Origin of the sequence: Eubacterium sp. AM46-8 (assembly GCF_003466705.1) — a bacterium.
GTDB lineage: Bacteria > Bacillota > Clostridia > Lachnospirales > Lachnospiraceae > Lachnospira.
Genome location: NZ_QSEU01000007.1, coordinates 37404 through 59241, shown reverse-complemented (window position 1 = coordinate 59241; position 21838 = coordinate 37404). Strand labels below are relative to the sequence as shown.

Sequence of the window (21838 nt, the reverse complement as noted above, 5' to 3'; positions counted from 1 at the left end):
TTATAATGCAGATATTATGTGAGAATTTATCAATAGGTTATGGCAACATGGTGCTTCATGACAACATTAATTTTTCGGTAAACAAAGGCGACTACCTGTGTATCATAGGTGAGAATGGCTGTGGGAAGTCAACACTTATGCGTACATTGTTGGGATTGCAGCCACCATTGGAAGGAAAAATTGTTTTTGGAGATGGACTTAAACAGAATGAAATTGGTTATCTGCCGCAGCAGACTGCTGTTCAGAAGGATTTCCCGGCATCAGTCAGAGAAATTATTCTCTCAGGCTGCCAGAATAAATGCGGGCTAAGACCATTTTATAGCAGAAAAGAAAAGCAGGTTGCCAGTGAAATGATGGAAAAATTGCAGATAACACACATTTCTAATAAATGCTTCAGGGAACTTTCAGGTGGGCAGCAGCAAAGAGTGTTACTTGCGAGGGCTTTGTGTGCAACAAGTAAAATTCTTCTGCTTGATGAGCCTGTTACAGGGCTTGATCCAAAAGCGTCAGAAGAAATGTATCAATTTATCAGCATGATAAACAAGGAAGAAGATATTACTATTATTATGATTTCACATGATGTCGACAATGCTATTAATGATGCAACACGCATTATGAAGATAGGAAAAGATATAAGTATAAGGAGTGCAGAAGATGATAGATAAGCTTGTTTTTTATTTTCAGTATCCGTTTGTGAGATACGCATTAATAGTTGGAGTGCTTATTGCACTGTGTTCCTCATTGTTAGGCGTCACGCTTGTGTTGAAGCGCTTTTCTTTTATCGGGGATGGACTTTCACATGTCGCATTTGGAGCAATGGCAGTGGCCTCTGTACTTAATCTTACCAACAATATGCTGTTTATTCTTCCTGTTACGGTTCTTTGTGCAATACTTCTTCTTAGAACAGGTCAGAATACAAAGATTAAAGGTGATGCAGCAATTGCCATGATTTCTGTTGGAGCACTGGCTATAGGATACCTCCTGATGAATATATTCTCCACAGGACCTAACCTTTCGGGTGATGTGTGCAGTACGTTATTTGGCTCTACTTCTATACTGACACTTACTTCGGAACAGGTAAAATTATGCGGCATATTATCAGTAATTATAGTAGTGCTTTTCATAATGTTTTATAACAAGATATTCTGCGTAACATTTGATGAAACATTTGCTAAAGCTACAGGGATGAAAACTCAGATATATAACCTTATAATTGCAGTGATTACTGCAATTATTATAGTACTTGCTATGAATCTTGTTGGTTCTTTACTGATATCTGCATTAATAATATTCCCGGCATTATCTGCTATGAGAATATTCAAAACATTTTTAAGCGTTACAGTCTGCTCTGTAATAATATCAGTTATATGTGCAATGGCAGGAATTGTGCTGTCAATTCTTGCCGGAACACCGGTTGGTTCTACTATTGTTGCAACAGATATAGCAGCATTTTTTATCAGCAGTATTATTGGAAAAGCAGCAGGGAGAATATGATTATGAGAAAATTAAAAATATTGATTGCATGTGCCGGAATACTTCTTGTTACAGGTTGTTCAAAAAATGTACATACAGGAAAATCCACAGCAGGCAATTCGGTTAATAATATAATTAACAGTCAGATTGCTGAATCGTCTGAGACTCAAAGCATCAAGCATTCAGCGCAGATTTGGTTAAGTCCAAGAATAGTTATGATTCAGTGGATTATGACTTGACAACAATGAGTGGAGATATGGTCTATGCAACTGTTTATCAGATGATGACTAATCCAGATAAATATGTTGGTAAGGTTTTTAAAATGGATGGAACATTTTATTCATCATATTACAATAGTACAGACAAATATTATCATTACTGCATTATACAGGATGCAACAGCATGCTGTGCACAGGGAATGGAATTTGTATGGGATGATGATTCTCATGTGTATCCAGATGATTATCCGGCCGAAAACAGTAATATAGTAGTTACGGGTGTATTTGAAACATACAGGGAAGATGGTGATAAAAATCTGTACTGCAGGCTGTCCGATGCGTCATTGGAGCTTGATAACAAATGTGTTTGAATTTAAATGAAAAAAGACCTACTAGCGTGTGAGCCAGTAGGTCTTTAGTAGGTTTTATAGGTTTTTATATACACGATTCTTAATATTTAATTACTTAGGTCTTACTGTAAGTCTCTTGATAAGCCCATCTTCTGTTACTTCACGGACTGTAGCGATGGCCATGATGTTGTAACCGCCAAAGTTGGCGATGAATTCTGCCTGGGTAGAGTTTACAACTTCGCCGTCTAAGATAGAGTATTTACGGAATCCGAACTTGTTACGGAAGAACATGTTGATAGCTTCCCTACCATATATATGATATTCGTTCTGGGCTGCTGAGTTAGTACAATAATCGTTGATTATTCCGTCTGGAGAAAAGAGATTGGCAAGTCCTGCGTAATCTTTGTTTTCCATTGCTTCTACATATTTTTCAATTGCTGTCATGTTTAATGCCCTCCTTAATTAATATACTTTCTCTGTGTTTAATAATGCGTCTGTACCACCATCAACGAACATGATGTTTCCATTGACGCCTCTTGCTGAATCTGAAGCAAGGAAAACCATAACCTCAGCAATTTCCTCCGGAGCCATGAGACACTCCTGACCGTACTTGGTTGGGATAGGAAGGGCGTTAAGAGCCATTTTTGCTGTAGTGCTCATTGTTGCAGTCATGGCTGTGTGTACATTACCTGGAGCAACCGCATTTATACGGACACCGTTAGCTGCCCATGTTGCAGACACACGACGGACCCATCTTGCAAGTGCATACTTAGTAGAAACATAAAGGCTGTTACCAACTGAAAGGTTAGTGCTGTCCATAGATGAAACAAGGCTCAATACACGCTTCTCATCACCGATGTTATTAAGGAGGTCAACGATATCCTTACGGCCTGCACCCTGTGAAATTGTGTTAGAAACTGTTACAACGCAGCTACCATGCTTCTTCTTTAAAAGGTCATATACGCCATTTGCAACAGCGACTGTTCCAAAGTAGTTAAGAGAGATAATAAGTCCGAGATTACCGCATGCGCCTGAAACACCAGCGTTGCATATCATTCCGTCAAGTCCGTCAGGGCACATAGTATGTAACTGATCAACAGCAGACTGTCTGCCTTCCTGCGATGCAAGGTTTACGCAGATGTCACCGTCTTTAAGATCAATATTAATTACCTTATGTCCCTGCTGTATTAACAATTCTTTAGTTTTCGCACCGATACCGCTTGAAGCACCAGTAATAGCATAGATTCCCATAGTATTTCTATTCCTCCTTGTTTTTCGAAGAAAAATCCGAACCCTTCAGGTGAGGAGAGAGATTTTCCTCCTTGTTTTTTAAATATGACCTTATTATAATTAAAACTGATATCTTTTAAATATCCAAAACACATATATAAAAGGAGACCAGATTTGCTTACATATGATTTAGATAAACGCGGGAACAAGACAATGTACGAATATCTGTATGAACTGATTAAGGAAGATATAGCTGACGGGAAGCTTAAGGCTGATGAGAAGCTGCCATCAAAGCGAGGGCTTTCACAGCATTTGCAGATAAGTGTCAAGACGGTGGAGAACGCATATGAGCAGCTTCTTCTGGAAGGTTATATCCGATCTGAGGAAAAAAGAGGGTATTATGTTAATAAGATTGACGTGGTTACAGGTGGTGCACCAGGGTATGCTGCTCCTGTGAAAAGATTTCAGGAGGAGACTTATCTTGCTGATTTGACGGCAAATAATATCCGGTATGATAGATTTCCATTTGCTACATGGGCAAAGGTTATGAGGGAAACCCTGACCGATTATAACACTTCACTTCTTAGGACTGTGCCTTTTAACGGTGTACTGCAGCTTCGTGAGGCAATCGCGGACCATCTTAACAGATACCGTGGAATGCAGGTTTCAGCAGACCATATTATTATAGGGGCCGGAACGGAATATCTGTATAACAGGCTGTTACAGCTCTTAGGTCCAGATGTGAAGTTTGGTGTTGAGAATCCCGGATACCGTAAGATTACCAAGATATATGATGAAAATGGTGTAGACTGGGATTATGTTAATATTGATGATAAGGGTATGAAAGTCGATGAACTTAGAATGAAAGACATAAATGTAGCACATGTAAGTCCTGAACATCATTTTCCAATAGGCCTTGTTATGCCGGTTGCAAGAAGACAGGAACTGCTTAATTGGGCGGCAGAAGAGTCGGGAAGATATATAATTGAGGATGATTTTGACTGTGAATTCCGTATGCAGGGTAAGCCGATTCCGTCCATGCAGTCGAGGGACAGAAGCCACAGAGTAATATATATGAACACATTTTCCAAGACAATGGTTCCATCGCTTAGAATAGGATATATGGTACTGCCGGAAAAGCTGATGGAAAAATATATTTCAACAATGAATTTTTACTCGTGTACTGTGTCGGGCTTTGAACAGTATGCGATGGCGGCATTTATTGAGAAGGGATACTTTGAGCGCCACATTAAGAGGCTTGTCAATGATTACAGGGGACGCCGTGAAAAGATTTGCAGGATGTTTCGTGAATCAAGGCTTAATGAAATCAGTACGATATATCAGGACGATGCGGGAACACATTTCCTGCTGCATGTGAAGACTTCCTTAAGTGATGTTGAGATTAAATGGGCAGTCAGGCAGAAGGGGATTCTGATTAACTGCCTTTCAGAGTATTGTTTCGCTGATGCGGATAAGTACCACGGAATACTTGTAATTCATTATTCGGATATGGACGAAGCAACTCTTAAGCTTGTAATTGCTGCTTTTGAGGAAATATTCCTGTAAAAAATGTGATGCAAAGCATGAATAGCATAATTAAATATATGAAAAAAGGAATCCCATAAGCAGAAAGGCAATACCTCCCTGCTCACAGGATTCCTTTTATTATAATATCTTAATCAGCCGATTCCGCCAAGAACAATTCCAAGTATAAGAACAAGGAAACATATAGGGCAGAAAATGTATTTGCATATAGGATAGAATTTGTCAGTAAATTTCTTATCGCGTCCAGTATTAACCTGAGTCTCAACATATTTCTTACCACATATCCAGAAGAACATAATTCCGGCAAGACCTGCACCAAGCGGGCAAATGTAGATAGAAAGTATATCCATCCATCCAGAGACAATTCCCTGGATACATATTGAAACTACAAGTGCTATTGCAGCGATTATTGCACAAGATGACTTTCTTCCTAGATGCAGCTTTTCCTGAATAGTTGCAATAGGTGCTTCATACAGGTTGATTAAAGAAGAAAGTCCTGCCATAAATACAGCAACAAAGAATATAATTGCGACTATGTATCCGCCAGGCATAGATTTGAAAAGTGCTGGAAGAAAGATAAACATAAGTCCTGGACCACCCTGATTAAGCTGGGCACCGGTTGTTGCCATTGCAGGAATGATAACAAGAGCTGCGAGCAAGGCTGCTATAGTATCGAACAGCGCAACGCGTCCGGCAGCAGTAGGGATATCTTCATTATCTGAAAGGTAAGAACCATATATAAGAGTACCATTACCAGCAACAGAAAGAGAGAAGAATGCCTGGCCAAGAGCAAATATCCATGTCTTAGGGTCAGCGAATGCCTTAGGATCAACTCTGAATATGTATTTGTAGCCTTCTATCGCACCAGGCTGGAAAGCAACATATATTCCAAGTACAGCAAAAAGAATAAAGAAAACAGGCATCATGATTTTATTGGCTTTTTCTATACCACGTCCAACACCAAACATAAGGATAATAATACCAATAACAAGAGCTACAATCTGCCATACGTTATTACCAAATGCACTTGCCATACTTCCAAATGAAGCAGCAAAGCCTTCTGTGTCAGCAGGTGCAAGTGTCTTTCCTGTAAAAGCTCCAATCATGTACTTAAGAATCCAGCCCATTACAACTGTGTAACCAATTGCCATGGCAAGTGCGCCAAGTACAGGAATAAAACCGATAACCTCACCAAGCTTTCTCTTATTCTTAGTTTCACATGCATATCCAAATGCATCAACAGGTCCTGACTTGGTAGCACGACCAAAACTCATTTCTCCGATAACACCTGTGAAACCAATAAGTGCAACGAATATAAAATACGGTATCAGGTATGAACCACCGCCATACATTGATACTCTTGTCGGGAACATCCAGATATTACCCATACCAACGGCAGAGCCGATACAGGCAAGGATGAATCCCCATTTGTTGTTAAAAGAATCTCGTTTTTTCATAAAACAATTCCCCCGCATATATTTTGCTAAAAAGCAATGTATTTAATATACAGTATATTTGCGGATATGTAAAACTATAATCTGAAAATATGTTGGAAAATCAAACGGCTCTTTGACAATACTATAATAATCATGATATTATATAGCATCATACAGGTAATTATAAGTAAATAATATATAGGCAGGTACAGCATATGACAACTAAGGAATGTTTTGATGCAATAGGAGCAGATTATGAAGGTGTTTTAGAAAGATTTTCAAGTGAAGCTCTTGTTAAGAAATTTGCATTAAAGTTTTTGGATGATAACAGTTATTCTAATCTTGAAGATGCCTTAGCTGATGGCAATGTAGAGAACGCATTCAGGGCAGCACATACACTTAAAGGTGTGTGTCTGAATCTTGGATTTGATAATTTATATAAAGTCAGTTCAGATATTACAGAAATCTTACGTGTAGGGAAACTGACAGGAACCAAGGAAGCATTTGAAAATGTTAAGGAACAGTATAATATAACAGTTAATGCAATTAAAGCTATTGATTAGTTAGTGCACTATTGTATCAAGGAGTACGTTGGATATGGTATCAGATTATGTTATGACAACAGAACAATTGGAAGAACAGGTCAGGACTTTAAGAAAGGTATTTGATGTTGTCCGTTTTCTTGATGCAAACAATCTGCGTCTTGTGAGTGGTAATGGACATGAAGTTATGTGTGAATGTTTCGAATTCTGGCAAAAAGATCATAGATGTGATAACTGTATTTCCAGGAAAGTTGCAGAATCAAAGCAAGAGAGAACGAAGCTTGAATATGTAGATTTTCAATTATATCAGGTTATTTCAAGATATATTGAGGTTGATGGCAATGGCTATGTTATGGAACTTGTCAAGAAACTGGATGATGACAGTCTGATAGATAATGAAGGCTCAAGAAAACTGATGGATAGTCTTACAGGACTTAAGCATAAGCTTTATGAGGATGTGCTTACAGGTGCTTATAACAGAAGATATTTCGAAGAAGAAGTCAAGAATATTGGAACGACAGTCGGCGTTGCGATTATTGATCTCGATGATTTTAAGATATATAACGATACATATGGACATGGTGTAGGAGATACTGTATTATCTACAACAGCAAGTGTTATAAGACAGTGTATAAGAAAATCAGATATACTTATAAGATATGGTGGAGATGAATTCCTGCTTGTATTACCAGAAGTGAAGGAAGATATTCTGAATGACAAGCTACAGCAGATTCAACGAAAGATACATGCTACAGAAATACCTGGATATCCTAATGTACGTTTGTCTGTAAGTATAGGCGGAATAGTATGTGAAGATGGTTCAATTGAAGAAGCGGTAGCTAAAGCAGACCGTCTTATGTATCATGCCAAGAATAAGAAGAATATGGTTGTCACAGAGCAGAATATTGATGATGATATTAATACACTATCAGGTGAAAATGGATATTCATCTGATAAACAGAATATTCTTGTTATTGATGATAACAGAACTAACAGGGAACTTCTGAAAACAATGCTTAATCATGAGTATAATGTTATTGAAGCTTCTGGGGGACCTGAAGGCTTAGAAATACTAAAAGCAGAAGAATATGATTTTGCAGTTGTTCTGCTGGATATTATAATGCCGGGAATGGACGGATTTTCTGTTATGACAAGCATGAGAGCTGACAACAGAATGAGAGATATTCCTGTTATTATGATATCAACTGAAGATAGAAATAGCACAATAACAAAAGCATATGATCTTGGCATAGCAGATTATATAAGCAGGCCATTTGATTCAAGAATTGTATACAGAAGGGTATCAAATGTTATCAAACTGTATGCAAAGCAGAGAAGACTTATGAATCTTGTAACTGAGAGTATTCAGGACAAAGAGAATAACAATCAGATGATGATTGGAATATTGAGTCATATTGTAGAATTCAGAAATGGTGAGAGTGGACAGCATGTATTGCATATTAACCAGATTACACAGATGCTTCTTGAAACATTGACCAAGAAAACAGGCAGATATAATCTTACATGGCATGACAGATTTATTATAGCCACTGCGTCGGCACTTCATGATATTGGAAAGATTGGAATTCCAGAAGAGATTATTAATAAGCCGGCAAGACTTACAACAGAAGAGTTCGAGATTATGAAGAAACATACTGTGATAGGGGAAGATATTCTTAAGAAGCTTGATATGTATCAGGATGAGAAGCTCGTTCAGGTTGCCATGCAGATATGCCGTTCACATCATGAAAGATATGACGGCAAAGGATATCCGGATGGACTTAAAGGTGAGGATATCCCTATCTGTGCACAGGTCGTTTCAGTTGCAGATGTATATGATGCATTAACAAGTAACCGTGTGTATAAGAAAGCATATTCACATGAAAAGGCTATGCAGATGATTCTTAATGGTGAGTGTGGTACATTTAATCCACTGCTGCTTGATTGCCTTATTGAGATTCAGGACAGACTCTGATAGTTAACTGACTTTAATTAGTTGTATGCTTTAAGAAGTTAATAAGCTTTTTAGCAGCTATGTTTTCAGCGTGTCTCGATTCCCTTATAAGTATGATATCTCTTTTGGGAACAGATTCATGCAGGGAAACAGGAAATATTTCACCACGCATTATATATTCTGAAGCAAGCTGTTCAGGATAGAAGCCCAAACCTAAGTTGGACTGAACCATGGCAAGAACCTGATCGGTTGTGGATGCCTCCATGTCAAGGTTGAAGTGCAGGTCATTATCATAGAAAAACTTAGTGTAGTGGTCATGTGTGCCAGTTCCTTCTACAAGACTTATGAAAGGATATTCCTGAAGTTCTTCAAGATGCAGAGCTTTATTACAAAGTTGCTTGTATTTAGGTCCGGCAATTAGTATGTCATTGAAAGAGCATAAGCTTTCAGATTTCATATCATTAGTTAAATTCACCGGTGTGGTTACGACTGCAAAGTCTACCAGACCGGCTTTTAGTGCATTGACAGCCTGATTGGTGGAGTGATTTGTAAGCTTTATCTTGACATCAGGGAAAAGCTCTGTGAATTTCTCGAGCTTTTTAAGAAGAAATATTCTAAGAGCAATCTCACTTACGCCGATACATATGGTACCGCCTGAAAGACTCTTGCTTTTGATAATAGCATTCTCGGCGTCTTCAAGTTGTTTCATGGCGATTGATACATGAGAATACAATGTATTTCCTTCAGGTGTAAGAGTGATGCCTTTGTGAGAACGGTTAAGCAGCTTGCAGTCAAGTTCACTTTCTAATATATTCATGCAGCGGGTTATGTTAGGCTGGTTATTGTCGAGCATGCGGGCTGCTTTCGAAAAACTCTTATATTTTGCAACATAGTAAAATATTCTGTAATAATCTAAGGTCATAATGATTCTCCTATATAATTCTGATATAAGTGATATGTTAAATATACATTTTACATATCGAAAATGCAATACTATAATATAGAAAAAGATGAAAGAAGGCATCGGTATGTTATTTAAGAAAAAGACATTGGATGAAAAAATGGAGAAATATGTAAAACATCATGACTGGTATGCAATACAGGAAGAGATTACAGGAAGCAAAGAAGGAAAGATTGCAGCAGCCAAGGCGCTTGGAGCAAGCGATGATCAGAGCAGCATAGACTTATTGCTGAGATTTATTGATGATGCAGATGATGATGTTGTATTTGCAGCATGTGAGTCGTTGAGAAAAGTTGGTTCTGAGCATGATACAGCGGATTTACTTGCAAGAATGCAGAAGATTCCGGAAGACAGACAGGCTATAAGGGACGAAATAGGAAAGACTGTTCAGGAGCTTCATCACAGACCATAAAACATATATTTTGTCAGTCGTTTACATAATAAAAAATCATGGGTACAAATCAAGAAATTACTTGATTTGTACCCGTTTTTGATATTAAATAGGAAATGGTTGCATAGTTGTTAGACGGTGTAACGAAGGATGTTAATTGCGGAGGTTTGATATGTCTGGTAAATCAGAAAATATAATAGAGCTTAAACATATCAGTAAGGTATATAGTGATAATGGATTTAAGGCGGTTGATGACTTTAATCTTGAAGTAAAGCGGGGGGAATTCGTAACATTTTTAGGACCATCAGGATGTGGAAAGACAACTACACTAAGAATGATAGCAGGATTCGAACTTCCGACAGACGGACAGATACTTCTTAACGGAGAAGATATATCACAGCTTCCAGCTAATAAAAGACCGATTAATACAGTGTTTCAGCGTTATGCGCTGTTTCCACATATGAATATATATGAAAATATTGCGTTTGGACTTAAGTTAAAGAAGCTTCCTAAAGAGGAAATAAGAAAAAAGGTTAAAAATGTTCTTGATATGGTTGACCTTGAAGGATTTGAGGACAGAAAGATATCTACGCTGTCAGGTGGACAGCAGCAAAGAATTGCAATTGCAAGAGCACTTGTCAATGAACCGGAAATACTTATGCTTGATGAACCGCTTGGTGCGCTTGATTTAAAGATGCGTAAGGAGATGCAGATTGAGCTTAAGAATATGCATGACCAGCTTGGAATTACATTTATATATGTAACACATGACCAGGAAGAGGCACTTACAATGTCTGATAAGATTGTTGTCTTATCGGAGGGTAAGATTCAGCAGATTGGAACACCAGAGGATATATATAATGAGCCTAAGAATGCATTTGTTGCTGACTTTATTGGAGAGAGCAACATTTTCAAAGGTATTATGACAGGACACATGAAAGTTAGATTCTGTGGCGGAGAGTTTGAGGGAATGGATGATGTTCCAGAGGGAACTTTAGTTGATGTTGTTATAAGACCGGAAGATGTAATTATTACAAAGCCTGAGGATGGAACTGTTGTTGGTGAGGTTACTTCAGTTATATTCAAGGGAATGCATTACGAGGTTGCTGTTGAATCCGGGAAGTATGAAATGATAATAAGAACTACCAAGTGTTATCATGTCGGTGATACAGTAGGAATGCAGCTTGAACCTGATGGAATTCATGTAATGATCGCAGAAGACCATACAACAAGTTTTGTTACAACAATTAATGGAGATTATACGCTTGACTTTAATGGCAAGATAATAAGCTGTGATTTAACACAGGTTATTCCTAAGACTAAGATGTCAGATGGAGTTCTTGTTGATGAGAATGGTGAAAATGTAGATGTTTCAAAGTTCAGGGTTGTTGTTTCAATCCAGCCTGATGATATTGAGATGAGTGATGATGTAACAGCAGGTCTTGTGTCAGGTAAGATTATTAACCTTATCTATAAGGGTGACCATTACAGTTATGTAATAAGAACTGAGTATGGTCATGACCTTATTGTAGATGATGAATATCTCTGGAATATGGACGATCAGGTTGGTCTTATCATGCCTGAAGAGAAGATGAAATTCCAGTTGAAGAAGTAGGGGGATAGAAATATGTCTTTTTCACGCAAATATCTTGGAATCCCTTATGGGCTGTTTCTTATATTATTTGTTGCAGCGCCACTGCTGGTTCTTGTATATTATGCATTTACTAACGGGCAGGGACAATTCAGCATGGTTAATCTGCAGAATTTTTTTACAGACCCTAATACACTTGGAACTCTGTGTTACAGTCTTGTACTTGCATTTGTTGCAACTGCAGTCTGTCTTATAATTGCTTATCCTGTAGCGTATATACTTTCACAGAGTAAGTTAAAGAGAAAAGCGGTAATACTTCTGCTTTTTGTTATGCCTATGTGGATTAATTTCACATTAAGAATTACCGCACTTAAAGAGATATTATCAATGATTGAGGGAAATCTTGCGTATTATCCGTTTATCAATACGATAATAGGAATGACATACGATTTTCTTCCATTCATGATACTTCCGTTATATACAACTCTTTCAAAGCTTGATAAGAGTGTTATTGAAGCAGCATCGGATCTTGGTGCGGATAATTTCCAGACATTTATCAAGGTTATACTGCCATTGTCTGTTCCGGGAATTGTCAGTGGTGTGTCAATGGTATTCCTTCCGGCAATGACTAACTATGTAGTTCTTGATATGCTTTATAACAGCACATATATTATGGGTAGTCTGATTGGAAGTTATTTCAGTGCATATGACTGGCACAATGGCTCAATGATAGCACTGATACTTCTTGTTATTATATGTATTGTCACTCTGGTTTCGGGTGATAAAGAGTCAGAAAATGCTGGAAGAGGAGGACTTGTATAATGAAGAAATTTCTGAAATATATGATTATATGCATTGTCCTTTTGTTCATGTATATTCCAATTCTTGTGCTTGCAGTATACAGTTTTACGGATGCCGCTAATATAGGAGCAATACATGCATTTTCAATGCATAATTATGTAACACTTTTTACGACTCCGGAGCTTATTAATATGATAATCGGTTCTGTGCTGCTTGCTGTTGGAAGTGCTGTACTTGCAACAATACTTGGAACAACAGGTGCTATAGGTGCATTTTATTCAAAGGGAAAAGTAAAAGGAGCAATGTCAGTTCTTAATCAGGTTCCTGTTGTCAATGCAGATGTAGTTACAGGTTTTTCTATCTGTATTCTTCTTGTAGTTGTATTAGGTGTCAGTAAGGATACGTATATTCCTCTTGTTGTGGGACATGTTATACTGAGTGCACCGTTCGTATATCTGGCTGTTGTTCCTAAATTAAAACAGATGGATCCAAGTCTGTATGAAGCAGCACTTGACCTTGGTGCAACACCTGTGTATGCACTTTTTAAGATAATAATACCTCAGATTGCTTCCGGCATAGCATCAGGATTTGTTATGGCAGTTACATTATCACTGGATGATTATTTCGTTTCAACATACACTAAGCCTGCAACATTTGACACAATAAGTACTTATGTTGTTAATGCAACCAAGGGTTCACAGACTGATATCAAGACTGCTTTGTGGGCTTTATCTACAATAATATTCCTTATTGTTATTGTAGTTGAGATAGCAATTAATCTTGCACCAGCAAGAAAAGCTGTACGAGAGGAGGCCGGAGCTGATGAATAAGATTATTGGAAAGATAAATGCGTTAATACTTTCAGCTTTAATGATAGTAAGCGGTACAGCAGCAGTAATAGGAGTGCTTAATACAAACCGTCTTACAGCGGTGGCAGCAGACGATACAATCATACTCCGTGTGTGCAACTGGGAAGAATATATTGATACCGGAGACTGGAGTGATGATGATATAATTGACCTTGAGAGCGGAAGCATAAAGGGTGAGAATTCGATAATTACTGATTTTGAGAACTGGTATTATGAGAATTATGGCAAGAAAGTTAAGGTACAGTACAGTTGTCTTGGAACTAACGAGGAACTGTACAACATGCTTACTCTGGGGGATGATTACGATGTAATCTGTCCTTCAGAATATATGATAATGAAGCTTATGGCAGAGGACTGGCTTGAGCCATTTTCAGATGATTTCTATGATACATCGATTGCTAATAATTACTATGCTAAGGGTGTATCTCCATTTATCAAGAAAACATTTGACGAGAATAAGATTAATGGTGAGTCATGGAGCCGCTATGCTGCAGGATATATGTGGGGTATAACAGGAATTGTGTACAATCCTGATAAGGTGACAGAAAAAGAAGCATCTACATGGACGATAATTGATAACAACAAATTCAGACGTCAGATAACGATTAAGGATAATGTAAGAGATTCCATGTTTGCAGCTGTTGGTGCAATTAAGTCAGACAAGTTAAAGTCAGCTTCATTTATAAACAGTCCTGATTATCGTGAAAGACTTGCCGAGGAGATGAATGATACTTCTGAGGCAAATGTGGACAGAATTCAGGAGTATCTTCAGTCAGTTAAGAATAATGCCTATTCATTCGAGACTGACAGTGCCAAGACTGATATGATAACAGGAAAGGTAGTCGCAGGTTATCAGTGGTCTGGAGATGCTGTATATACTATGGACCAGGCTGACGAGGATGATTTCCAGCTTAATTTTGCAGTACCTGAAGAATGTACTAACCTTTATTTTGACGGCTGGGTAATGTTAAAGTCTGGAATTAATGGCAATTCAGAGAAAAAGCAGGCAGCACAGAGTTTTATTAACTTTCTGTCAAAACCTGAAAATGCTGTAAGAAACATGAGCTATATTGGATATACATCAGTTATATCAGGTGGTGACAGTGATATTGTATTCGACTATGTAAAGTGGAACTACGGAGCAGATGAAAGTGATACAGATGTTGTAGATTATCCTCTGGGATATTTCTTTTCAGGGGATTCTGATGATGAAAGATATATACTTAAAGTTCCAGAAGAACAGACATACAGACAGCTGTCAGCACAGTATCCTACTCAGGAAGTTATGGATAGAAGTGCCATTATGCAGTATTTTGATGCTGAAGAGACAACAAGAATTAATCAGATGTGGATTAATGTAAGATGTTATAACATTAAGAATGTTCCTGTGTGGGTATGGGTTCTTGCAGGTATTATTGTTGTGGCTTTAATAGCATTATCTGTAAAATTTAAGATAAATAAGAAATATGATTAATAAGCATTTGATTATAAATTGACAAATAAACAAATGTTGCTATTATATATGTCAGACAGAATGAATCTGTATAACAGTGCAAAGGAGCACAGAATTTCTGAGAAATCAGAGGTTCTGTGCTTTTTCTTTTTGCAGAATGGAGGAAATTATGGCAACAGAATCAAGTATTATGGACTCTAACAGTTTTAAGGAAGAATATGCATCTATGTTAAGTCCTAAAACAAGGGAAATGATTAGTAAGAGAGAAAAATACCTTGGAGGTGCTTACAGACTTTTTTATAGAAAGCCACTTAACATTGTCCGCGGGGAAGGAGATTATCTGTGGGATGATGAAGGTAATAAATATCTTGATATGTACAATAATGTAGCAGGCGTCGGACATTGTAACCCGGCTGTTGTAGAGGCTGTTACAGAGCAGATGAAAACTCTTAATACGCATACAAGATATCTTCATGAAAAGATTCTAGATTACAGTGAAGAACTGCTTGAACTTATGCCTGATGAGATTAATAAGATAATGTATATGTGTACAGGTTCAGAAGCTAATGATTTGGCTTTGCGTGTAGCAGAAGCCTATACGGGGGGTACCGGTATAATTATCACACAGGAGGCATATCATGGAACAAGTGCCCTGACATCAGGCTGTTCACCGTCACTTGGTGCAGGCCAGCCATTACTTCCTAATGTAAGGCTTATAACAGCACCAGATTATTACCGCCATGGTGGAACCCCAGAAGAATTCACAGCATGGTATGCATCAGAGATGCAAAAGACTATAGATAAATTAAATGAGGCAGGATATAAGTTTTCTTGTTTTCTTGCAGATTCAATATTCTCATCAGATGGTATATATCCTGACCCTGTAGGATTCTTAAAAGCAACAGTAGATGTTGTACATAAGAATGGCGGAGTATTTATAGCAGATGAGGTTCAGCCGGGATTTGCAAGAACCGGACAGGCATTCTTTGGATTTGCGAGACACGGAATTGTCCCTGATATGATAACAATGGGTAAGCCTATGGGTAACGGAATTCCAATCTCAGGACTAGCTGCAAAGGAGGATGTACTTGCAGCCTTCAGCGACAAGCTTCCTTACTTTAACACATTTGGCGGTAATCCTGTATCAATAGCCGCCGCTCAGGCTGTTCTTAAGTATATCAAAGATGAGAACCTGCTTGAACATTGTAAGGATGTTGGAGGAAAGCTTTTAAAGGCACTTAAAGAGGTGCAGAAGCGTCATCCTGAATCAGTAGGTGATGTAAGAGGTGCAGGTCTGTTCTTAGGATTTGAATTCGTTAAGAATGATGGCAACAAGACACCTGATAAGGATATGGCGTTGAATGTAATAGAGATGTTAAGAGATGAGCATATTCTTACATCAGTTATAGGTCATTATGGAAATATCTTAAAGCTTCGTCCACCAATGGTATTTTCAGAGAACGATATAGACTGGTTTGCAACATCGCTGGATAAATGTATTACAAAGCTTGAAAATAAATAAATTGAAAAAATCGGACACAGACATTAACATCTGTGTCTGTTTTTTTGCTTATAACAAGATTTTACACAAGATTTACAAGACAATTATTGTAAGTTTACCACATAGGGATATAGTAATGACAATTCGTTGCACAACAGTATACGAATAAATATATCTCATTATGTGGAGGAAAAAATGAAGAGAAGTAAGAATTTATTAAGAAAAGGTGCAGCACTTGCTGCAATGTCAACAGTTCTTGTAAGTCAGGCACCACTTATTAATGCATTTGCATATGGTGAGGCGGATGTAAGTCAGAGTACATTCAAGCAGGATACAGATAATTCAGCTGATTTCCAGAACTGGCTTTCTAATGTATGGCAGGGAGGAGAAAAAGCTTATGCACAGACTGAAAATGTAGCTTTAACTCCAGGTTCAGATGCGGCAGATCTTAATTTTTCATGGTATTCAGCTGGAAAAGGAACACCGGCAGTAAAGGTATGGAAGGATGGTTCAAAGTCATCAGCCAAGGTTGTAACAGGTAATGCAGAGGCTATCAGTGCTGAGAACTGGCAGGGAAAGTCATACAGTGCAGCCAATAAAGTAAACATAGCTGATTATTTTGAAGAGAACACACAGTATCATTACCAGTACACAGACAATTACACAGGAGATGACAGTGTATGGTCTGCTGAATATGATTACACAACTAAGGCAACTGATAAGTTTTCGGTTATTCTTACCGGTGACCCTCAGGTTGGTGCTTCAGGAAGCAGTTCAGATAAATCAGCTAATGATGCCAGTGTTGCAAGAGATGCATACAACTGGAATAAGACAATGCAGCAGGCATTAAAGACATGTCCAGATGCATCATTCCTTTTGTCAGCAGGTGATCAGATTAACCAGTCTGGTGCAGCTAAGGATGATGATAAAAAGACAAGAGAGAGTGAGTATGCAGGATATCTTTATCCATCAGTATTCAGAAGCCTTCCAATCGCTGCAACAATCGGTAACCATGATATGGCAGGTTCGGATTACTCAGCACATTTTAACAACCCTAATTCAGAGGATAAGTTAGGAAGTACAGCAGCAGGAAGCGATTTCTATTTCAATTATGGAGATGTGTTATTCATATCATTAAACAGCAACAACCGTAATCAGGAGGAACACAGAACATTTATGAATAAGGCTGTTGCAAGCAACCCTGATGCAAAGTGGAAGGTTGTAATATTCCATAGTGATATCTATGGTTCAGGACAGCCACATGCAGATACAGATGCTGCTACTAACAGAATTGTATTTGCACCATTAATGGATGAATTTAACGTTGATATATGTCTTACAGGACATGACCACACATTTTCAAGAAGTTATCAGATTCTTGATGGAAATGTAGTTGACTATGATATAAGCAGCGGTTCAGTAACTAATCCGGATGGAACTCTTTATATAACAACAGGTTCAGGCTCAGGTTCTAAGTACTACAATCTGCTTAACTACACACCATACTACATTGCAGAGAGAACTAATGCATGTCTCCCATCATTCTCAACAATTGATTTTTCGAGCGGCTCACTTACCATCAAGACATATGACTACAATGGTAATAAATATGCGGATGATTTTACAATCAATAAGACTAATACAGATATGTCAGTGGATGAGGTTATTAATAATGCAGAAGCTTTAATTAACGGCACAGAGGTTGATTATACAGAAGCCAGCATGAATTCTCTTAAGGATGCTCTCTCAGCATTAAAGAAGATTAAGGCAGCATATACAACAGACAAGGATCCAATGCTTGCAGATATCGTAAATAATTATGGTAAGGATACCGACAGAGTGTCAGGATATGGTTCTGTAAAGAATGCAGCAGATAAGTCAACATCTGAAAGTGGAAAGAGTGTTAACAGATTTAAGAAGGGTGTATCAACACTTCTGGACAAGACTATATACATTCAGACACAGGAAGGTGCACAGGCACAGCTTGCGGATTATAAGTCAGAGAATGCACCTAAGATTGATGCCAAGGCATTAGAGGATGCAAAAACCGCAGTTGTTAATGCAATTAATGCACTTACTGTACAGGAAGATAACAATACTGTAACAGAACCATCTGCACCGGCAGATAATACTTCAACCAATTCATCGGCCGATAATGGCAAAGCTCCACAGACAGGAGATAACATGCTTGCAAGAGTATATGCTTGTATGGCTGCCGCCGCAGCAGGTATCGGCGCTGTTATAGTTGGAATCAGAAAGAAGGAAGACATTTGCGAAAGATAATAGACACATTTGGTAAATACCTTGTTGTGGCACTTATTATGATTGCGATGTTTCTATTCTACACAAGTGTAGAAAGAAAACCACTGCTTGCCAAAGATAATACTAAGTTTGTTAAGGCAGTGGTTATACAGAATGATAATGAAGACCTTCAGGCTGCCGCTGACTTAGAAAGCGGCGACAGCCAGGAGGTTGTTTTACGTATTAAATCAGGAAGCCACAAGGGAGAAGAAGTAAAAGCGTACAGTCTTAACGGATATCTGTACGGAGCCAACTGTAAGGTTGGAACAAGGGTAATAGCTAATATAAGTGAATATAATGGAAATCTCTCAGCCAATGTATATAATTATGATCGTGAACCGGAGATAATTGCGTTATTAGCAGCATTTTTCGGACTTATGTGGCTGGTTGGAGGAAAGAAAGGTTTCAATTCAGTACTCGCACTTATATTCACATTTGCAGTTGTAGTAATGATGTATATTCCGATGATGTATATAGGTGTTTCACCATTTATTGCAGCTACATTATCAGTTGTCATAATTACGCTGATAACATTTATTCTGCTGGCAGATTTTCAGAAGAAATCAATTGGCGCTATGCTTGGTACAATAGCCGGAGTGGTTGTATCAGGTCTTATAGCACTTGTTTTCGGACATTTTGGACATGTAACAGGATATAATGTTGATGATATAGAGAATCTTATATATGTAGGTCAGAATTCAAAGCTTGATATAGGAGGTATGCTGTTTTCAGGAATACTGATTGCATCGTTAGGAGCAGTAATGGACGTTGCAATGTCAGTTTCATCATCATTACATGAGATTAAAGAAAACAGACCTGAAATATCAGCAAAGGAAATATTCCGTTCAGGAATTAATATTGGACGAGATATGATAGGAACAATGTCTAACACACTTATTCTTGCTTATGCAGGAGGAAGTCTGGGACTTGTTATGATAATATACGCATATTCATACCAGATGCATCAGATTCTTAACATGTACTCAGTTGCAATTGAGATAATGCGTGGAATATCAGGAACAATGGGCATAATACTTACAGTGCCGATAACTTCATTGATAATGTCAGTTCTGCTGACACAGAAGGGGAAGAAGTAAGATATTAGCTTACCGTGATGTGAGTTGGATTTCTGGGCTTTTCACAGGCGTTTAGTGGGTTTTCTCCAACAAACTGTTGCCAACAGGCTATCAATCAATTCATATTAATTAACAGATATGCTTTAACAGAATAAAATGATATAATATTCTCAGAAACTAATGCATGTAGCTAAGGGGGATTTATGTCAGATACAGTTATGATAGAGGAAGAAAAAAATACAGAACATATAGCAGAAGAAAAAGTAGCCGTCATCAGGAAAAAGATGATGGCTGCTTTTTGTGTTATGGCGGGTGTTGCTATACTTATCACAGCGATTACAGCGGTATTCTATGAACTGAAATTCAGGGCACTGGCAGCAGGACTTTATAATAAAGACAGTTCATCAGGAGAGAAACTTATAGATATGATGTTTTACAACAGGTATTCGCTAAGCGATGCAGCAAAGTATAATAGTGCAATCATGGAGTGTGGATATACAGAGAATGGTGCAGCATATATGTATTTCAGAAGCGGACAGTGGATAATTGCAGTTATAGGAATAATTGTAATTGCTGCAGTGATGGCAGTATGTATAAGAATGATTGTAAAAATCGGACATAATGATATATACGGATATGTTATTAATCTTGGTGCGGAGAACCAGCAGTTAAAGAAAAAACAGAAAGCAGATGAGAGATTTCTTGTTGAGCGTAATGAAAAGCTTCAGAATTTTACAGAGAATATTGCACATCAGATAAAGACACCGCTTACAGCACTTAGTATTGCACTGGACAGATTAGAGGAGAGCGGGCAGAACAGGGAACTTCTGGAAAGATGTTTTGAACAGATTGAAAGAATCAGGACATTCATAAGCAGGCTGATGACAATAAGCCGTATGGAAGCAGGAAAGATAATTATGACAGAACAGGATGTTAATGTAAGCAGCATGCTTTGTGATGTTGTAAGCCAGCTTCCAAAGAATGAATGTAATATCACAGTAGAATGCGATGATGAAGATTATTGTATTAATGCTGATGACGAGTGGATAAGAGAAGCATTTATCAATATAATCCAGAACAGCAGTGAGATGTGTAACAGGGTTGAAGTTAAAGCTGTATGCCGTGATGACAAATGTATAGTTAATATTAAGGATAATGGAAGCGGATTTGATGAGGATAAGATACCGTATGTATTTGACAGGTTCGAGACAACAGGAAGTGCTGCTGCAGGGCATGCAGGAATAGGACTTAACCTGTCGCGGCTTATTATAGAAGCTCATCATGGAACAGTGGATGTGCACAATAATGAGGACGGAATTGGTGCTGTTATAAGGGTTCAGATACCAAGATATGTTCTTAAGAGAAAGAATGAATTGTAAGATATGTGTAAGGTTAGTGCATTACAATATAGAAAATGTACTGGCTGGGAGGGAATATGACCAAGATACTTATATTGGAAGATGATGATTTTATAAGGCAGCAGCTTGCGGGAATATTACAAGAAAAGGGTTATTCAGTTAAGGAAGCCGCCAGTGTCTCACAGTTTAATAAAATATACGAACAGGAAGAGGCAGCGATAGATGTATTTCTGCTGGATGTATATCTTCCGGACGGCAATGGATTTGATGTGTGCAGGAAGATAAGGGGACACGGAAGTCAGATAATAATATTCTTAACTTCATGTGACGATGAAGACAGCATAATCAGAGGTCTTGACTGTGGCGGTGATGACTATGTTGTGAAGCCATTCAGGGTAGCAGAGCTGTATCAAGAATAATGGCTAATGTTAGAAGAATATCAGGTGGCACAGACATTTATAAAGATGGAACACTTACGGTAGATTTCAGAAATAAATCAGTCATTCATGCAGATAAACACATAAGTGTATCACCAACAGAATTTCATGTGTTAGAGATACTCATAAACAACAAAGGACTTATAGTAAGAAGGGATACCTTCTTTCAGAAAATGTGGGACAGATACGGGACATTTGTAGAGGATAATACACTGACAGTTACAGTGAGCAGATTAAAGACAAAGCTTGGAAACCGCGCAGATGGTAAATCTTATATAGAGACAATCCGTGGTATCGGATACAGGTGGAAGATTAATTGAGTTGTAAGGTTTTTGTAAGGTTGGCATGATA

Annotated in this window: 22 protein-coding genes; 18 read left to right on the top strand and 4 right to left on the bottom strand. The window is 38.0% G+C overall.

Annotated features, from left to right (window positions below; all coding sequences use genetic code 11):
• Positions 1-5: 5 nt before the first annotated feature.
• From DW963_RS06310 to DW963_RS06295, 4 genes are read left to right on the top strand one after another with little or no spacing between them, the layout of a single operon-like run.
• The gene (locus DW963_RS06310; RefSeq protein WP_353652785.1) at positions 6-665 is read left to right on the top strand and encodes a metal ABC transporter ATP-binding protein; all 660 of its coding nucleotides are present in this window, start codon (positions 6-8) and stop codon (positions 663-665) included.
• The gene (locus DW963_RS06305) at positions 655-1494 is read left to right on the top strand and encodes a metal ABC transporter permease (RefSeq protein WP_117914378.1); all 840 of its coding nucleotides are present in this window, start codon (positions 655-657) and stop codon (positions 1492-1494) included. The genes DW963_RS06310 and DW963_RS06305 overlap by 11 nt, the downstream gene beginning before the upstream one ends.
• 2 nt (positions 1495-1496) lie before the next feature.
• Positions 1497-1712, top strand: a complete 216-nt coding sequence (locus tag DW963_RS06300) for a hypothetical protein (RefSeq protein ID WP_147347584.1) — start codon at positions 1497-1499, stop codon at positions 1710-1712.
• A 17-nt stretch (positions 1713-1729) separates the two neighbouring features.
• The gene (locus DW963_RS06295; RefSeq protein WP_117914374.1) at positions 1730-2062 is read left to right on the top strand and encodes a hypothetical protein; all 333 of its coding nucleotides are present in this window, start codon (positions 1730-1732) and stop codon (positions 2060-2062) included.
• A 90-nt stretch (positions 2063-2152) separates the two neighbouring features.
• Here DW963_RS06295 and DW963_RS06290 read toward each other — a convergent pair whose 3' ends face one another.
• The gene (locus tag DW963_RS06290; protein ID WP_012740843.1) at positions 2153-2485 is read right to left on the bottom strand and encodes a nuclear transport factor 2 family protein; all 333 of its coding nucleotides are present in this window, start codon (positions 2483-2485) and stop codon (positions 2153-2155) included.
• A gap of 18 nt (positions 2486-2503) precedes the next feature.
• The gene (locus DW963_RS06285; protein WP_022098905.1) at positions 2504-3292 is read right to left on the bottom strand and encodes an SDR family oxidoreductase; all 789 of its coding nucleotides are present in this window, start codon (positions 3290-3292) and stop codon (positions 2504-2506) included.
• 153 nt (positions 3293-3445) lie between these two features.
• Here DW963_RS06285 and pdxR point away from each other — a divergent pair, with 153 nt between their 5' ends.
• Complete coding sequence (pdxR, locus tag DW963_RS06280; protein ID WP_286169102.1) at positions 3446-4837, top strand: MocR-like pyridoxine biosynthesis transcription factor PdxR; 1392 nt, start codon at positions 3446-3448, stop codon at positions 4835-4837.
• A 113-nt stretch (positions 4838-4950) separates the two neighbouring features.
• Here the strand turns inward: pdxR and DW963_RS06275 are convergent, their stop codons facing one another.
• Positions 4951-6273 carry a sodium-dependent transporter gene (locus DW963_RS06275; RefSeq protein WP_117914372.1) on the bottom strand — a complete coding sequence of 441 codons (1323 nt, stop codon included), beginning with the start codon at positions 6271-6273 and terminating at the stop codon, positions 4951-4953.
• A 194-nt stretch (positions 6274-6467) separates the two neighbouring features.
• Between DW963_RS06275 and DW963_RS06270 the strand changes: the two genes are divergently transcribed.
• Together DW963_RS06270 and DW963_RS06265 are read left to right on the top strand one after the other, a co-directional pair.
• Positions 6468-6815: an Hpt domain-containing protein gene (locus DW963_RS06270; protein WP_117914370.1), complete on the top strand. Its 348-nt coding sequence runs from the start codon at positions 6468-6470 to the stop codon at positions 6813-6815.
• Positions 6816-6849: 34 nt separating this feature from the next.
• Positions 6850-8769 (top strand): diguanylate cyclase, encoded by a 1920-nt coding sequence (locus DW963_RS06265; protein WP_117914368.1) that lies wholly within the window; start codon positions 6850-6852, stop codon positions 8767-8769.
• A gap of 13 nt (positions 8770-8782) precedes the next feature.
• Here DW963_RS06265 and DW963_RS06260 read toward each other — a convergent pair whose 3' ends face one another.
• A complete protein-coding gene (locus DW963_RS06260; protein ID WP_117914366.1) occupies positions 8783-9670 on the bottom strand; it encodes a LysR family transcriptional regulator in 888 nt (295 codons plus the stop codon).
• A gap of 106 nt (positions 9671-9776) precedes the next feature.
• Between DW963_RS06260 and DW963_RS06255 the strand changes: the two genes are divergently transcribed.
• The 11 genes from DW963_RS06255 (at position 9777) to DW963_RS06205 (ending at position 21807) form a co-directional block, all read left to right on the top strand.
• Positions 9777-10121, top strand: a complete 345-nt coding sequence (locus tag DW963_RS06255; RefSeq protein WP_243269419.1) for a HEAT repeat domain-containing protein — start codon at positions 9777-9779, stop codon at positions 10119-10121.
• 151 nt (positions 10122-10272) lie between these two features.
• Positions 10273-11715 (top strand): polyamine ABC transporter ATP-binding protein, encoded by a 1443-nt coding sequence (locus DW963_RS06250; RefSeq protein ID WP_117914362.1) that lies wholly within the window; start codon positions 10273-10275, stop codon positions 11713-11715.
• Between the two features lie 12 nt (positions 11716-11727).
• A complete protein-coding gene (locus DW963_RS06245) occupies positions 11728-12513 on the top strand; it encodes an ABC transporter permease (protein WP_012740833.1) in 786 nt (261 codons plus the stop codon).
• The gene (locus DW963_RS06240; protein ID WP_117914360.1) at positions 12513-13322 is read left to right on the top strand and encodes an ABC transporter permease; all 810 of its coding nucleotides are present in this window, start codon (positions 12513-12515) and stop codon (positions 13320-13322) included. The genes DW963_RS06245 and DW963_RS06240 overlap by 1 nt, the downstream gene beginning before the upstream one ends.
• Positions 13315-14835, top strand: coding sequence for an extracellular solute-binding protein (locus DW963_RS06235; protein ID WP_117914358.1), 1521 nt, complete (start codon positions 13315-13317; stop codon positions 14833-14835). The genes DW963_RS06240 and DW963_RS06235 overlap by 8 nt, the downstream gene beginning before the upstream one ends.
• A gap of 148 nt (positions 14836-14983) precedes the next feature.
• Complete coding sequence (locus DW963_RS06230) at positions 14984-16336, top strand: aspartate aminotransferase family protein (RefSeq protein ID WP_117914356.1); 1353 nt, start codon at positions 14984-14986, stop codon at positions 16334-16336.
• A gap of 174 nt (positions 16337-16510) precedes the next feature.
• Complete coding sequence (locus tag DW963_RS06225; RefSeq protein WP_286169097.1) at positions 16511-18598, top strand: purple acid phosphatase family protein; 2088 nt, start codon at positions 16511-16513, stop codon at positions 18596-18598.
• Positions 18586-19713 carry a YibE/F family protein gene (locus DW963_RS06220; RefSeq protein WP_117914352.1) on the top strand — a complete coding sequence of 376 codons (1128 nt, stop codon included), beginning with the start codon at positions 18586-18588 and terminating at the stop codon, positions 19711-19713. Before DW963_RS06225 ends, DW963_RS06220 begins: the two co-directional genes overlap by 13 nt.
• 182 nt (positions 19714-19895) lie before the next feature.
• Complete coding sequence (locus DW963_RS06215) at positions 19896-21071, top strand: sensor histidine kinase (protein ID WP_117914350.1); 1176 nt, start codon at positions 19896-19898, stop codon at positions 21069-21071.
• Positions 21072-21127: 56 nt separating this feature from the next.
• Positions 21128-21469 carry a response regulator transcription factor gene (locus DW963_RS06210; RefSeq protein WP_158568636.1) on the top strand — a complete coding sequence of 114 codons (342 nt, stop codon included), beginning with the start codon at positions 21128-21130 and terminating at the stop codon, positions 21467-21469.
• On the top strand, positions 21469-21807 hold the full coding sequence (locus tag DW963_RS06205) for a winged helix-turn-helix domain-containing protein (protein WP_117914346.1): 339 nt from the start codon (positions 21469-21471) through the stop codon (positions 21805-21807). The genes DW963_RS06210 and DW963_RS06205 overlap by 1 nt, the downstream gene beginning before the upstream one ends.
• Positions 21808-21838: the final 31 nt, after the last annotated feature.

Bases quoted from the DNA above. Each gene is read 5' to 3' on its own strand.
- DW963_RS06205 (WP_117914346.1), top strand. From the start codon at position 21,469: ATGGCTAATGTTAGAAGAATATCAGGTGGCACAGACATTTATAAAGAT.
- DW963_RS06270 (WP_117914370.1), top strand. From the start codon at position 6,468: ATGACAACTAAGGAATGTTTTGATGCAATAGGAGCAGATTATGAAGGT.
- DW963_RS06310 (WP_353652785.1), top strand. From the start codon at position 6: ATGCAGATATTATGTGAGAATTTATCAATAGGTTATGGCAACATGGTG.
- DW963_RS06275 (WP_117914372.1), bottom strand. From the start codon at position 6,273: ATGAAAAAACGAGATTCTTTTAACAACAAATGGGGATTCATCCTTGCC.
- DW963_RS06285 (WP_022098905.1), bottom strand. From the start codon at position 3,292: ATGGGAATCTATGCTATTACTGGTGCTTCAAGCGGTATCGGTGCGAAA.
- DW963_RS06265 (WP_117914368.1), top strand. From the start codon at position 6,850: ATGGTATCAGATTATGTTATGACAACAGAACAATTGGAAGAACAGGTC.
- DW963_RS06240 (WP_117914360.1), top strand. From the start codon at position 12,513: ATGAAGAAATTTCTGAAATATATGATTATATGCATTGTCCTTTTGTTC.
- DW963_RS06260 (WP_117914366.1), bottom strand. From the start codon at position 9,670: ATGACCTTAGATTATTACAGAATATTTTACTATGTTGCAAAATATAAG.
- DW963_RS06295 (WP_117914374.1), top strand. From the start codon at position 1,730: ATGGTCTATGCAACTGTTTATCAGATGATGACTAATCCAGATAAATAT.
- DW963_RS06245 (WP_012740833.1), top strand. From the start codon at position 11,728: ATGTCTTTTTCACGCAAATATCTTGGAATCCCTTATGGGCTGTTTCTT.
- DW963_RS06300 (WP_147347584.1), top strand. From the start codon at position 1,497: ATGAGAAAATTAAAAATATTGATTGCATGTGCCGGAATACTTCTTGTT.
- DW963_RS06235 (WP_117914358.1), top strand. From the start codon at position 13,315: ATGAATAAGATTATTGGAAAGATAAATGCGTTAATACTTTCAGCTTTA.
- DW963_RS06305 (WP_117914378.1), top strand. From the start codon at position 655: ATGATAGATAAGCTTGTTTTTTATTTTCAGTATCCGTTTGTGAGATAC.
- DW963_RS06290 (WP_012740843.1), bottom strand. From the start codon at position 2,485: ATGACAGCAATTGAAAAATATGTAGAAGCAATGGAAAACAAAGATTAC.
- DW963_RS06250 (WP_117914362.1), top strand. From the start codon at position 10,273: ATGTCTGGTAAATCAGAAAATATAATAGAGCTTAAACATATCAGTAAG.
- DW963_RS06210 (WP_158568636.1), top strand. From the start codon at position 21,128: ATGACCAAGATACTTATATTGGAAGATGATGATTTTATAAGGCAGCAG.
- DW963_RS06255 (WP_243269419.1), top strand. From the start codon at position 9,777: ATGTTATTTAAGAAAAAGACATTGGATGAAAAAATGGAGAAATATGTA.
- DW963_RS06215 (WP_117914350.1), top strand. From the start codon at position 19,896: ATGTCAGATACAGTTATGATAGAGGAAGAAAAAAATACAGAACATATA.
- DW963_RS06230 (WP_117914356.1), top strand. From the start codon at position 14,984: ATGGCAACAGAATCAAGTATTATGGACTCTAACAGTTTTAAGGAAGAA.
- DW963_RS06225 (WP_286169097.1), top strand. From the start codon at position 16,511: ATGAAGAGAAGTAAGAATTTATTAAGAAAAGGTGCAGCACTTGCTGCA.